Origin of the sequence: Psychrobacter sp. 16-MNA-CIBAN-0192 (genome assembly GCF_040309565.1) — a bacterium.
Classification (GTDB): Bacteria; Pseudomonadota; Gammaproteobacteria; order Pseudomonadales; family Moraxellaceae; genus Psychrobacter.
In genome coordinates, this window is the sequence record NZ_JBEOOX010000004.1 from 36,347 (window position 1) to 51,626 (window position 15,280).

Below are 15,280 nucleotides of genomic sequence, written 5' to 3' on the forward strand. Positions count from 1 at the left end.
CGGTCTCCCGCTTCTTAATTAAGCCCAACTATGTCTCTCTCTACTGCCGCCCCGCTCACCATCCTGCATACCTCTGACTGGCATTTGGGGCGCAGGCTCTATGGGCATCAGCGTTATGATGAATTTGTGACTTTTTTAAACTGGCTCACTGATACGATTGTGAACCAACAAGTGGACGTGCTCATTGTTGCTGGGGATATTTTTGATACCATGACCCCAAGTAACCGTGCTCAAGCGTTGTATTATGAATTTTTGGGCACGGTGTCAAAATCATGCTGCCAGCATGTGGTGATTGTTGCCGGTAATCATGATTCCCCAAGTTTTTTAGATGCGCCGAGTCAACTATTAAAGTCGCTAAACGTTCATGTTATCGGTACTGCGTGTGAAAACGTGAGTGATGAAGTATTGGTTTTACATGATGGCAGTGGTGTGCCGTACTGCATTATTGCTGCCGTCCCCTACTTGCGCGACCGCGACGTGCGCAGTAGCGTTGCTGGCGAGTCGGCAAAAAGTAAAGATGATAACGTAGTACAAGGTATTCGTCAGCACTACGATGCGGTAGCACAGGCAGCCCATGTCCAGCAACGCGCCCTGCATGCTAAGCACCATCATCATATTCCGATTATTGCGACAGGGCACCTGTTTGCCGCAGGAGGCAGCACCACCGATGATGACGGTGTACGTGAGCTGTACGTGGGTAATTTGGGAAAAATATCAGCCGATATGTTCAGCAGTCATTTTGATTATGTGGCGCTTGGGCATCTACATGTGCCCCAAAAAGTGGGTGGCTGCGAGCATATTCGTTATTCCGGCTCTCCTATTGCCATGGGGTTTGGTGAGGCACGGCAACAAAAACAAGTCATATTTATTCAATTTGGCGATAATAATCCGCTACATCAGCAAAAACTACTGACTCCTGAGAAAGCATATATCAATTCAAATAAGAATCACCATGATGGTTATATCGATGATTTGTTTGGCTTCGAGGAGAGTGACCAAAGCGCTCAAAAATATAATCATAACGAAGCAACTCAAAGTGACAGTGACATTGCTATTGACATTAACACTGACATTGTAACCAACCCCACTAAAAATATGAGCGTTAAAAATATGAGCGTTACCGCGTATTCTATTCCTAGCTTTCAGGCGTTGGCACAAATAACTGGTGATTTAGACGTCATAAAAGCGCAAATTCAGACCCAATCGACAAGAAACACCAGCGTTTGGCTTGAGGTGGTCTATACCGGACACGAGGTGGTCAGCGGACTGCGCGAACAAATTCATGAGATGGTGGCAGGTACTCAGCTTTTGGTGTTAAAAATCCAAAATAAGACTCAGTATAATAAGACCCTTGCTCAAACCAGTATGACTGAAACTTTACAAGACTTGAGCACCGAGGAGGTGTTTGAGCGCTGTTTGCTTATTCACAACGTTGATGAGGGGCAAAAGTCGTCTTTGCGCGATGCTTACGCGCACATCATTCATGAGATGTCTCATGAGGATTACAACGCTGAGTAGTTTGAATGTCATGCGTTTATCAAAATTGCCTCCGTTATCTCACTTTTCCTTTTTTTCTTTATTAAGATTTGCTCATGCGACTGATTGAACTGCGATTACAGAACCTAAATTCTCTAAAGGGCGAATGGCATATTGATTTTAGCCATGAGACCTTTATCGATAATGGTATTTTTGCCATTACGGGGCACACCGGAGCGGGAAAGACCACTATTTTGGACGCCATTTGTCTGGCGTTATACGCGCAAACCCCGCGCATTGACGCCATCAGCAAAAGTAATAATGAGGTCATGACCCGCCAAACCGCTGAGTGTTTTGCTGAAGTGGTGTTTGAGACCAATAACACTCGATATGTCTGTCGCTGGGGGCAGCGCCGCGCGCGCAATAGAGCGGATGGTAATTTGCAAGATGCCACTCATGAGATTGCCAACGCAGACACAGGAGAGATATTAGATAACGCCCTTAAAAAAACAAAAATACGCATTCAAACCATTATTGGCATGGATTTTGATCAATTCACTCGCTCAATTATGTTGGCACAAGGTAGTTTTGCCGCTTTTTTAAAATCTAATACCAATGATCGTGCTGAGATTTTAGAAAAAATTACCGGCACGGCGATTTATGCCCAAATATCGCAACAAGTCTTCGAAAAACGCCGTTTCGAGCAGCAAAAAATTGATACACTCATGGCGGGCATGTCAACATTATCCATATTAGAGTCGGATGAAGAACAGCGCCTAAAAGAGCAGTTAACGGCACAAAAAGCCATTCAAAACACGCAGCGCACTGCCTTTAATCAGCTAAATGAGCACTTAAACTGGCGGCGGCGCGTGGATATTTTACGCACCGATATCCACCGTTTTGAACAGCAGCTCACGAATGCCAATCAGCAGATGCAATTATTTAAACCAAAGTTAGATTGCCTGAATGCTGCCAATCGCGCCCTTGAATTAGAAGGCAATTTCCAATCCTTAAGTCAATACCGTCATGATCATAAAAAACTTAGTCATGAGAAAGAGCAGCTGTTGGCAAGTATTGAAAAAGACAGCACCGCGAAAAACACAGCAGAACATACCGTGCAGCTCGCCCAATCACGGCAGCAGATCGCTGAGCAGATATTATATGATGCCCAGCCGCTGATTAAAAAAATGCGAGATATCAATACAAAAATCAGCCACGTTAGCAGCCAATTACAAGACATTCAGCAGCAAAAAATAGATGCCAGTACAAATATCAATGCGCTTTCTCAAAAGATAAAGGACGAGCAGCAGCAGCAACAAGATATCAACAGCGAGCTCGAACAGCTTGGTTGTGCAGTAAAAACGTATGAGCAATTCGGTCATAAGCAACCCGATATTAGTGCTTATCATCAGCACACCGCTAGTGCTATTAAATTGCTACAAGCTAATAGTGATATCGATTTAACCCTTCATCAGCAGCTTAATATTACCAAACAATATCAAGCCGAAGTGGATACGCTCACGAAGCAGCATGGGCAAATGGTTCAACATATCCAGCAGCAAGAGCTACATCTTACTACCCTTCATCAGCAACAATCTGCTGCGTTATCGATATCAGACACTCGCGCTCTTAGCGATCAAATCAGTCGTATGGATACCGCTATTTATGACATGAGTCATCACAGTCGCGCACTCAGCCACACTTACCGACAATTGGTTCAGGCGCGTGATGGGCATTCTAGTGCTGCGCAGACAGTCAAAAAAACCACCGATACTGTCGAACAGTTAGAGGCAGAACGTGATAACAAACAGCAGCAGCAAAACGCTCATCGTGCCCACTTATCGGCGTTGATTCGCGCCACCAAGCTTGAAGATTATATTATCGAGCTCATCTCAGGCGACCCTTGCCCACTATGCGGTGCCACCGAACACCCCTACGGAGAGCATGGGCAGCAGCACCCGCTGATTGCTAATAAATCGACCAATAACGTAGGCGACATCGGCACACATTCTCAACAAGCGGTGCAGTCAACCATTGACGCCGTCACGCAAGATATAACTATTCTCAATGACCAGCTATCTAAATGCCACACCCAAAATGCCATTGCGAAAACCCATATCGCGCAGCAGTCAGTACAGATCCGCGATGCACGCCAGCATATAACAGCACTGCTTCAGCAAATTGGCGATGTGACGCGGCACCTCATTGATACAGACATGCCTAATATTCAGCGTTTAAATGATGACATGCCGGCTCTGTCAAGCATTGCACATGAGATTCAAGCGGCGACAGATCAGCACACCAGTGGCGTTACAGATGATGATTTTATAGCGACTATAGATAACACACAGCAAACGATAGCCGCAAATATCACCACCTTTAACGCCACACTTATCACGATTAAGCAGCGCTTAGACGAGACACTTAGCCATATTGAACACCTCAGTCAGAATATTGATGCTATAAAGGAAGCTATCATTAGCAAAAACAATCAATTACAGCAGCTTAATGGGCAAATTAATGAGAGCCAAACGAAGATAACCCTTACCGCACAAGCCACTCAACATGAAGAGCAAAAACTGGCAAGCAACTTTCAAGAGCTTCTAGCGTTAATCGCGCCCATAAATACTATGGCTCAGTCTCACTTTGTAACTACTAGTGACAAGCCGGCGAGCTTTGACAACACCGCATTGATAAAATCTATATTTGCCCTTATGCAAGCACGGAAGGTTGTAGACCGTGCTCAAATAGAGGATGTACGTATCCTATGGCAAGATATCGGTACTTATTTCGATCAGCAGTACATGCAGTTTGTAGCGAACAAAGAGCAGCATTATGAGCAAAAAAACATACTCGGCAAACTCGTGAGCCAAATTGACGCGATGCAAGGTAATCTAGCTGATGCTCAAAATTTATGGCAAAGGCTTACTAAAAATGAGGCACAGTTAATTGAGGATTTAAACACGCTCACGCAAGAGCGGCAGTCAATACTTGCTCAGCCCGTCTTTCAATACCTCAAAAATGGCGATACCAAAAATCAGAATCTAAGCCCAGATTCAATTCAACACTACTTGCAGCAAGCGCGAGATGACTCCGCTGCGCAGCTCACTCACGCCCAGCGCGAGTATGACGGCATTACGTGGAGATTGGCGCAAAGTCACACACGGCAACAGCAGCTGACGACTGACATTATTCGCATTAATGAGCAACTAGCACAGCAACAAGCAAAATTTACCCAAGCGCTTGCCAGCTCAGATTTTGCCTCAGAGACTGAATTTGAACAAGCGCGCCTACCACAATCTGAGCGCGAGTATCTAGCTGCGCAAGCATACGACATTCAACACTCTCAAAGCCAAGCGCGTCACCAATTGACCACGGCCCAACAGACTTATGATAAAAGTATCAATGAGCCATTAAGTGATTTGGACGCGCACACGCTTGAGCAAAAACTGGCTGAAACGCAAGCCAGTATGGATCAGCGGTTGTCTGAGATAGGCGCGGTTGTGCAGCGCTTGACAGATAATGAGTCAGCGAAATCACAGCAGGCGGAGCGCCTTACCCAGCTTGACGCGCAAAAGCAAAACTTTATCGTGTGGGATCAGCTGTATCAGCTCATCGGCTCAAAAGACGGCAAAAAATATCGTACTTTTGCTCAGGGATTAACGTTTGAAGTTATGATTGGTAATGCCAATAAGCAATTAGAAAAAATGAGTAATCGCTATTTATTAATTCGTGATGATAGCGATGCGTTAGAGCTTAATGTCGTTGACAATCATCAAGGTGGCGAAATTCGTAGTACCAAAAACTTATCGGGTGGTGAAAGTTTTATTATTAGCCTCGCCCTCGCCCTTGGACTGTCCCAAATGGCGAGCCAAAATATTCGTGTCGATTCGCTGTTTTTAGACGAAGGATTTGGTACATTAGATGAAGAGTCGCTGGATATTGCGCTAGATACATTAAGCAGCCTACAGCAAGAAGGTAAGCTGATTGGGGTTATCTCACATATTCCTGCACTAAAAGAGCGCATCTTAACCCAAATTCAAGTCACCAAACTGTCTGGCGGCTTTAGTGAAATCAGTGGTCAAGGCTGCGCTAGGATTGCTGGCTAGCTATTGATTTACAAGCTCTGCCAGCTAAAATAGCTATTCTTCTCTGCTGTTAGGAGGTTAGTATGAATGTCATTCGGTCAATATATGGTCAGAAAGTAAGCCGCGGTAAGGGCGCAAGTACTTTTGACACGAGCCCTTTTTATTCTGGTTATGCTAGAAAAATTCGAACTGAACTATTATCCCTTCCCATAAATGTAGCGATTGCGTCAATACTGGCAGTGGCTACAGCAACGAGCGCATCAGCATCGATAAACTGCGCGGATACCTTGCCCAGCAGTTACTTTAAACGCATTGATGATAAGCAAAAATTTGCCGGCAAGCTGGTCACTTTAGCAAATGGCACTCAGCAGTTGCAAAATCCTGCCGGTCGCGTAATTTTAGATAATTTGAGCAACGCTTATGTGCTAATGAATAAGTATGTGTGGGCTGAGCGTCAAGGCAAACAAGGAATAGTCACTGCGACAGGACATGTGATTGTGCCATTTAGATATGACAGCATTGCCTTTGAGCCCGATATTTATACCAGCTTTATCGTCAGTAATCACACGCCAAATGGAGTCACTAAACAAGGTATTATTAACCGTCATGGCTATTGGATTTATCCGCTGCCAATAAAGACGGCTACTCAATCAGCTAGTATGCAAAAGTCACAATCTATAGCGCAAATAACTCCAACCCCATGGCTACGTGCAGCAAGAGCACCGCGCGCCCTACTACCTGCCTCTATCAGCCACGCCCACTATGATAGCCCTAAAGATCGCGATTATTTTGTAATTGCCTCAGCTGGCATGACAAAAAAAACAATTAAAGTCGGCTTATTGGATGATAAAGGCACATGGGTCATCCCTCAAGTTTATGATGCCCTGCAACCCTTAAATCCTTGTACCGATAAGCCGCTATATTTGCAAGCACGCTTGCAACAAAAAACCGCGCTTATCAATCAGCAGCATAAGACGATTATCCCATTGGCATCCAATCAGCATATAGAAGCTTTTAATGACAATGTCACACCGCTACTATTTTTACGCAGCACCTTAGTGGCAGGCAGCAGCGCAACGGGCTTTAGTGAAGATATTAAAGACGAGATTGTTAGCGCGCAAATTATTGACGCCACTGGTAAATTGAGGTTGTCATCAAGTGCGCCCATTACCAAACTGCTGTATCACCAGCTGTATATGTATCGGCAGTCAGGAAAATATGGCGTTATAAACAATCAAGCAAAAGTTATCTTGGCACCGCAATTTACCCGCTATCGCGATGAGGGCGATAAAGTATGGGTAGAAAAAAATGGCAAAATGGTGCGTTTAGAACCACTTATTAAATAACAAACTTCATAGTCTTATTAACATGACAATAAAAAAAACCACCATGACTCATAATGGTGGTTTTTTTATTGCTAACAAACAGTTGTCTTAGTTACGGATATTACTTCACCACTAAACCACTGATTTCATTCATCAAGACCGATAATGTGGATAGACCAATCACAGACTCATCATCACTACTTGCCAGCTCATTCAGCTCTTGCATTTCTGCTTGTACAGTAGCAAGTGAGTTACTATGTCGCGCTTTCCAGTCGGCAAAGGCTTGTGCTGGATTTGGCTGTAATAATAACGTGTCCATTAATAAGCGCAAACCGCGTGTAACTTGGTTCGATAACGCATGACGGGCACGGCGATCCCAATAGTCGTGCTGCGGTAGGTTGGTAATATTATTAATCATCCAATCCAGTTGCAACACTTGATACGCTTCAAAATATAATGCTGCAATTTCAGCGACCGGTCGCTCATAACGCTCTGCAAGGCGCGCCGTATCAAGGGCATCAACATGATATGGCAACATGGCAAATAGCGTGGCATCACTGTCGGACAAACCCTCATGCATTAAGCTGGTGGTTTCTTGCTGCAAATGCTGGGCAAACTGTTGCTCGATAAAGCCGCCTTTTTCGGTCAATTGCCCAACGCTACCGACAAAGCGTCCAATCAAATCATTGACGTTCAAGTCTGGACCAAAGGCATTGATAAACCATATCACGCCACTCTCGATGGCATCACGCAAGCGCAGCTCTAGCTGTAGCAAGCGCGTGGCATCTACTTTATTATCCAATGCTTCCAGCAACTGCCAGACGACGGGCACTTCGAAAACTTCACGCGTTATCGTATAAGCACGGATAATGGTTGATAAAGGCTGACCCGTTTCTTCAGTTAAGCGGAATAATGCCTCAATACCAAGACGATTAACCACGCTATTGGTCAGATACGTGCTGATGATTTCACGGTGCAAGCGGTGCTCAACCATCTCATTAAAGAAGCGATCGGACAGCTCAGCGGGGAAATATTTGCGTAATTCATTCACAAAATAAGGCGCGTCAGGCACATCGGATAATAATAAATTATCATAGACCCACATTTTACCATATGCCATGACCACTGCCAGCTCAGGATTGGTTAATCCTGTGCCCGTTTTTTGGCGGCGAGCAATTTCGTCATCCGCTGGCAAGTATTCAATCGCTCGGTCAAGACGCTGCTCTGTCTCTAATAGCTGAATAAAGCGCTGATGATCGCTTAAATTAGCCGCTGCGCGCAGATGACTGAGCTCAATGGCTTGCGGTTGTAGATAATTTTGGCGCAATACCCGCGCTGCCACACTGTCCGTCATACTTTCTAACAGCTCGTTACGCTGCTCAAGGGTCATCTTTCCTTCTTCAACGACTTTGCCAAGCAAGATTTTAATATTTACTTCATGATCCGAGCAGTTGACGCCGCCTGAATTATCAATGGCATCGGTATAAATACGACCGCCTGTTTGCGCATATTCGATACGCCCGCGCTGAGTAAAGCCCAAGTTGCCACCTTCACCCACAATCGCACAGCGTAGCTCGCCACCATTTACACGTACTGCATCATTTGCACGGTCGCCCACATCGGCATTGGTCTCTGCCGCACTTTTGACATACGTGCCGATACCGCCATTCCAAATCAAATCAACCGGCGCACGTAGCAAGGCACTGATAAAATCATTGGGCGCAAGGCTGTCTTCCGTAATGGCAAACAGTGCTTTCATCTCAGGGGTAATAGCAATGGCTTTGTCAGTACGCGCAAACACGCCGCCACCTTGGCTAATCAATGACTTGTTATAATCTTCCCACGTTGAGCGCGGCAATTTAAACAAACGCTCGCGTTCCGCATAAGACGCTGCCGTATCAGGATTGGGGTCGATAAATATGTGTAAATGGTTAAATGCCGCCACCAGCTTAGTATGCGTTGAGCGCAACATTCCATTACCAAAGACATCTCCGCTCATATCACCAATACCAATCACGGTAAAGTCATCTTGGTTTTGAATATCCATACCGCGCATCCGGAAGTGACGCTTCACCGACTCCCAACCACCGCGCGCCGTAATACCCATCGCTTTATGGTCATAACCGACTGAACCACCAGAAGCAAAGGCATCGCCTAACCAAAAGTTATATTCCGCTGATAACGCGTTGGCAATATCAGAAAAAGTTGCCGTGCCTTTATCAGCGGCAACCACCAAATATGGGTCATCGTCATCATGACGCACGGTATTGGCTGGCGGGACAATGTTACCATCAACGATATTATCGGTCACATCGAGCATACCGCGAAGGAACACTTGATAGCAGGCAATACCTTCCGCTTGAAATGCGTCGCGTCCATCTGCCATGCTTTTGGTTTTGACGATAAAGCCGCCTTTAGAACCAACTGGCACAATCACCGCGTTTTTAACCATTTGCGCTTTGACCAAACCCAACACTTCGGTACGGAAATCTTCTGCTCGATCTGACCAGCGTAATCCGCCCCGTGCTGCTTTGCCACCACGCATATGTACCGCTTCCACGCGCGGTGAATAAACAAAGACTTCAAACATCAGCTTAGGTTTTGGCAAATTAGGAATGGCTGATGCCAAAAATTTAAACGATAATCGGTCTTTACGATTGCCATTATTATCGACTTGATAAAAATTGGTACGAACCATGGCGTTAATTAAATCTAAATACCAACGCAAAATGCGATCTTCATCTAAGCTATCAACATCCGCCAGCGCCGTATTAATTTGTTCATAGAAATGCGCCATTTTTATCGCACTTTCGCTATCGCTATGTTGCGGATTCATTTTTGCATCGAATAACTCTGCCAATAGCACACTAATGGCGCTGTGCTTAAGAATGGTTTGACGGATATAACGTATCGAGAACCCAGCACGCGCTTGGTGCATATAGCGCGACAACGCACGCAATACCACCACATCATAAGTGTCTAATTTGGTGGTTAACACCAGCTCATTCAAACCATCATTATCAACGCGCCCCGCCCAAATCTCTTGCAAACTGTTTTCAAACTGACTACGCACCACTTGCATATCGACATTATCAACATGCGCTAAAGTCAACTCATACTCTTGCATCCAAATTGGCTGACCTGACAAATCAAAAGTATAAGTCTGTGCCGTAACCACAGCCACGCCGAAGTTTTCAAGCACAGGCAATACATCAGACAAGGTGACAGGCTGCTGATTGCCATATAGTTTTAGGTGTAATTGATTATCCGCATCTGCTGTTGACTGGTACAAATGCCAAATCATAGGCTGGCTTGCGGTTAAGCTTAATAAGCGTTCAATATCGCCCTGTACTGTCTTATCATCAAAACGTGCTTGATGTGCTGCTGGAATGTGATCTAAAAAACGCTGGCGCAGCTGCTCTATTGGCAGGTTATTCTGCATCTCGGTAGTATTGGCACACGGTTGGATTGTGTGCGAAGCGTTTGGCATAACGTGAATCCTTTTATTATAAAGCGTTATAAACGTTGTTATATTGATCAGCTATTTGTCTTGATGACATTGCCTACTCATGCACGTATTATTGCCCATATTTATCAAAACAGTATGATTAAAACAAATATTAAAGCCATTTTTAGCCCTAATTCGTACATAACAAGGTTTGTCATTTAAAGTGTAACGCACCTACTTACCTATAAACCGCCTACAACATCATTTCATGAATCAATCACACCTTGATAACCTTTATGAATATGATAGGCACTCTATCGTTATACTATAAATTATTGCTTGTGATACTCATGGCAATTCATGGTGTTTTCTTGTTAGAATATGTGCACTTGTTAACACTACATTGACTTAATATAAAATAAACAGTGCTAACGTTTTTGCTATTGAATCTTTAATAGCTACTCATGGATGCTAAGGGCAAAAAAAGATGGTGAATATTTTAGTGATTGGCTCAGGTGGGCGTGAACACGCGCTGGCGTGGCAGTGTGCAAAAGATAATAAAGTGCAAAATGTATATGTCGCACCGGGCAATGCTGGCACGGCTTTTGAGCACAAATGCCAAAACGTAACGTTAAAAACTGCAACAAGCGCTACTGATCACAGCCCCGTCATCGAATTTTGTAAAGATAACGCCATTGATATGGTAATTGTTGGTCCTGAAGCACCGCTGGTTACAGGTATTGTTGATGCGTGCCGTGATGCCGGAATTCCAGCTTGGGGACCCACTGCCTATTGTGCGCAGTTAGAAGGCTCAAAAACCTTTGCTAAAGAATTTATGGCAGCCAATAATATCCCAACCGCTGCCTACCAAGGCTTTACTGATGCTGACCTTGCTAAAGCTTATGTTGACGCACAAGGCGCACCGATTGTGATTAAAGCGGACGGACTTGCCGCTGGTAAAGGTGTTATCGTTGCTGAAACCATTGAACAAGCCCATGCAGCTATTGATGATATGCTGGCGGATAATAAGTTTGGTGATGCAGGCAGTCGCGTGGTCATTGAGCAGTTTTTGCAAGGTGAAGAAGCCAGCTTTATTTGTATGGTGGATGGCGATAATATTTTGCCGATGGCAACCAGCCAAGATCATAAGCGCGCATTTGAAGGCGATAGCGGTCCCAATACTGGCGGTATGGGTGCGTATTCCCCAGCACCAGTGGTGACTCAAGAGATTCATGACAAAGTCATAGCACAAGTTATCCATCCAGTTGTTGATGCAATGAAAGCTGCCGGTCATCCTTATACAGGATTTTTATATGCTGGTTTAATGATTGATGCTGCTGGCAATCCTTTTGTGATTGAATTTAACTGCCGTTTTGGTGATCCAGAAACGCAGCCTATACTTATGCGCTTAAAGTCATCAATGGTTGATTTGGTAAGCCAAGGGCTGGCTGGTCAATTGCCTGCACAAGCAGAATGGGATGAGCGCTGCGCCCTTGGTATTGTTGTAGCGTCTAAAGGCTATCCTGAATCGTCCTCAAAAGGTGATGCCATTACTGGATTGCCGGCATTAACCACGGATCATACTAAGTCAGTCAAAGTATTTCTAGCAGGTGCGGCCATTGATCCTAATGATGCACAATCCGTATTAACAGATGGCGGGCGCGTATTATGTGTTACTGCATTAGGCGATAGCATTTTAGACGCACAGCAAAAAGCACTTGCGGTTACCGCTGCCATTAGTTTTGACGGGGCGCATTATCGCCGTGATATTGGTCACCATGCCATTGCCCGTGAGCACAACCAATAAATCATAACTGACCATATTTTCCCTGACTATAATTTCTAATATATTTGACCTAGTTCCGCACTAGGTCATTTTTTTTAATTTGTCATTAGCCTTTCCATCTTACCTTTTATCTATCATTACAAAGCTACCCCAATAAGCTGCTCTTGTCTTATCAACCTACTAGCCTTTATATGATACAATTTTGACCATCAGTATCATATCCTCCTTGTATTGTACGCTTGATGCCCACAAATCATGACTAACTTGATGAATGACTATATTTATGGAACACGATACGTCTAACTCTTCTAAAAGCAAGCAATCTATTGACAACCTGAAAACGTCGGGGTTTGAGCGTCGCTTGTCGATTGCTAAAACATCCCTAAACGTAGGACGGCGCTGGGCTGGTAACAGTGTTTCAGGGATTTTTTTAGATAAAAAAGCTCGTACCGCGCGCAATCAAGCTTTTATGGAAGCGCAAGCACAATATGTGGCAGAAGAATTGGGCAAGTTAAAAGGCTCTGTCGTCAAAATTGGGCAAATGCTGGCGTTGTATGGTGAGCATGTGTTGCCGAAAGAGATTACTCGTGCACTGCAAACCCTAAATGACGATACTGCCACTTTATCGTGGTCAAAAATAGAACAAAACCTACAGCATATATTGGGTGATAAACTAAAAGAGTTAGAGGTTGATCCCATACCCATCGGCACTGCGTCATTAGCACAAGTTCACCGTGCAACTATTATCGCTACTGGCGAAGAAGTCGTATTAAAAATTCAATATCCGGGTGTGGCTGAAGCCATTGATTCTGATTTAGCGTTATTTAAACGCTTATTAAAAGTCAGTAATGTCGTACCGCAAACGCGCTCATTAGATACTTGGTTTGAAGAAATACGTGACTTATTACATAACGAGGTTAATTACACGGTTGAAGCAGCAACGACCGAACGTTTTTATGGACGTTTGCAGAATGACCCGCGTTACGTCGTGCCCAAGATTAACCGTGTCTATTCCAGCAAACGCTTATTATGTATGTCTTATGAGCCCGGCGTCACAGTAACCTCTGATGTGTTGAAGGTATTACCTGCTGAGCGCCGTAACGCTATTGGTCAAGCCGCCATCGAAATCATGATGCAGGAAATATTCGTTTGGGGAGAGATGCAAACTGATCCCAATTTTGGTAATTATCTGGTGCGTTTAAGTGATGATAATGCGCCTGATAATAGCAAAATAGATAAGCTGATATTGCTAGATTTTGGTGCTATACGTCAGTTTGACCATAATTTGTTGACCATTGCCCATGCACTATTACGCGCTGGATATTATCATGATCATACTGCGATGATGGCGGCAATGACCGGTTATGAGTTCTTTGATACGATGAGCCAGCAAGTTAAGTCGAATGTAGCCGCTTTATTTTTGCTAGCCACAGAACCTTTTAGTGATCCTGCCCTAAATATTGATATCCCTAAATATTGCTTAGATGCACAAAATCGTTATATTTGGGCAAAAAGTAAACTACATTCACGCATTTCCGCTAATGCCAGACGCGCGATGCAATCTTTTGAGTTCAATTTGCCGCCTAAAGAGTTCATGTTTATTAGCCGCAAGTTTATCGGCGCTTATACATTTTTAACGGTGATGGATGTGCATACTGATTCCAATACTTTGGTTAAACCTTATCTATAGTTAATAGCTTGTTTCTTTGATGCTATAAGTGAGATGGATAAATTTTGAACCGCTCTTTAGTAGCGGTTTTTTTATTCATTGGTTAATTTTACTTAGGCTATTTATTATTTATCTCGATATTTATTTTCTAGTTACTATGCTCGTTTACTTATGTTTAGGAAGTTGCAACCCAATCATCAAAGCGGGTGTGATAACCTTCTGGTTTTCGCATCGTAAGCTCCCAACAAGTCTCATTACGTGCTAAATATTTAACTTCAAAATGAGTGCGCTGACTGTCACTTGCTACTGTTTGGCGCAGTATAGGTAATTGCCACACTGCCTTTGCTTGCTCCTCTGCATTATCCATATACGCTTCAATATTGGTAGCCAGTATAATCTCCCCACCGTCCTGTAGCCGCGATAGTAGGAACTCAAAAAAGGGCATATTCAGCCATTGCTGATTGGGATTATGCTGCTCTGGATTTGGATAAAGAATATACATCTTTGCAATACTCTTTGGGGCAATAGCATGAACTATCCACGCGATAGCATCCGCATGAATTGGGTTTAGATTCGCTAAATTTTTCAGCTCTGCTTGCTTAGTGAAAGCCTCAAATTTATTACGAGTACGTTCAATAGCGATTAAATGCTTATTTGGATGGGCAGCAGCAAAGCTAAGAGCGTGTTTGCCCTTTCCTGCACCAATTTCAATAATAATTGGCATGCTGTCGGCATCTTTACTTAAGAGTATACTAGGCTTACTAAAATCACGTGGCGCTGATAATTTTTCTGGTTGAAAAGCACGTTGCTGTTGGTGAGAGAGCGATGTTTCATTCATTTTTTCAAAAATTACTGTTTCATCAATCATGAAATTTTTGCCTTTTATTTAGATGTTTTTCGTTGTTAGTGATATAAGATATTTATTTTCTGTATTTTATTACTTAGGCTATTTATAATTATACTCAATAGTGTCAGGTAGCATTCATAAATTTTACTTAAATAAGACTCATATTTGTCTTTTAAGATGCGCATGCTATTATAATAGCTTGAACGATTCGTTCCTACGCTGTTTCTATTCATATACTGCTTTTACGTCTTCTTATTCTAATTTTTTGATATATTACGAGGCTCACCTCAATTATTATGACGCAATCAACCCCAAATCCGCTACCAAAAACGTATCCTTGTCCCCAATGTGGCACTCAGACAGCATGGCAAGATAATAAGTCAAAGCCGTTTTGTAGTGAGCGCTGTAAGCTTATAGATTTAGGCGCGTGGGCAAGTGAAGAATATACATTACCTGCTGAAGTGTCACCTTTCTCTGATGAATTATAAAGGCATGAGCGCTGCTTAATTGATACATCAGTATATTTATATCAGCACTCTTTATCATCCCTCTTTATTTAACGGAATTAAAATGAAAGCTTGCTAGCAACGTTAGCTTTTAATGATAACTATAATGATTGTCTCATTTACCATTTACTTTTT

The 15,280-nt window shown here is 43.6% G+C and carries 8 protein-coding genes; 6 read left to right on the forward strand and 2 right to left on the reverse strand.

The features are described from left to right. The first annotated feature begins 30 nt into the window (after positions 1 to 30). The 3 genes from AAEY78_RS04800 (at position 31) to AAEY78_RS04810 (ending at position 6,910) form a co-directional block, all read left to right on the forward strand. Positions 31 to 1,518: an exonuclease SbcCD subunit D C-terminal domain-containing protein gene (locus AAEY78_RS04800; protein WP_352337777.1), complete on the forward strand. Its 1,488-nt coding sequence runs from the start codon at positions 31 to 33 to the stop codon at positions 1,516 to 1,518. 74 nt (positions 1,519 to 1,592) lie between these two features. Then, entirely contained in the window at positions 1,593 to 5,585 is a 3,993-nt protein-coding gene (locus AAEY78_RS04805) for an AAA family ATPase (protein WP_352337779.1), read from the forward strand. A 62-nt stretch (positions 5,586 to 5,647) separates the two neighbouring features. Continuing rightward, entirely contained in the window at positions 5,648 to 6,910 is a 1,263-nt protein-coding gene (locus AAEY78_RS04810; RefSeq protein WP_352337780.1) for a WG repeat-containing protein, read from the forward strand. A 100-nt stretch (positions 6,911 to 7,010) separates the two neighbouring features. On the opposite strand, the gene AAEY78_RS04815 is transcribed toward AAEY78_RS04810, so the two are convergent. Further along, the gene (locus AAEY78_RS04815) at positions 7,011 to 10,379 is read right to left on the reverse strand and encodes an NAD-glutamate dehydrogenase (protein WP_352337781.1); all 3,369 of its coding nucleotides are present in this window, start codon (positions 10,377 to 10,379) and stop codon (positions 7,011 to 7,013) included. Between the two features lie 448 nt (positions 10,380 to 10,827). Between AAEY78_RS04815 and purD the strand changes: the two genes are divergently transcribed. Next, complete coding sequence (gene purD / locus AAEY78_RS04820; RefSeq protein WP_352338043.1) at positions 10,828 to 12,144, forward strand: phosphoribosylamine--glycine ligase; 1,317 nt, start codon at positions 10,828 to 10,830, stop codon at positions 12,142 to 12,144. 262 nt (positions 12,145 to 12,406) lie between these two features. Further along, positions 12,407 to 13,813 (forward strand): ABC1 kinase family protein, encoded by a 1,407-nt coding sequence (locus AAEY78_RS04825; RefSeq protein WP_352337783.1) that lies wholly within the window; start codon positions 12,407 to 12,409, stop codon positions 13,811 to 13,813. Between the two features lie 154 nt (positions 13,814 to 13,967). Here AAEY78_RS04825 and AAEY78_RS04830 read toward each other — a convergent pair whose 3' ends face one another. Continuing rightward, the gene (locus AAEY78_RS04830; RefSeq protein WP_352337784.1) at positions 13,968 to 14,660 is read right to left on the reverse strand and encodes a DUF938 domain-containing protein; all 693 of its coding nucleotides are present in this window, start codon (positions 14,658 to 14,660) and stop codon (positions 13,968 to 13,970) included. A 275-nt stretch (positions 14,661 to 14,935) separates the two neighbouring features. Between AAEY78_RS04830 and AAEY78_RS04835 the strand changes: the two genes are divergently transcribed. Beyond that, the gene (locus AAEY78_RS04835) at positions 14,936 to 15,127 is read left to right on the forward strand and encodes a DNA gyrase inhibitor YacG (RefSeq protein WP_352337786.1); all 192 of its coding nucleotides are present in this window, start codon (positions 14,936 to 14,938) and stop codon (positions 15,125 to 15,127) included. The last annotated feature ends 153 nt before the right edge of the window (positions 15,128 to 15,280 follow it).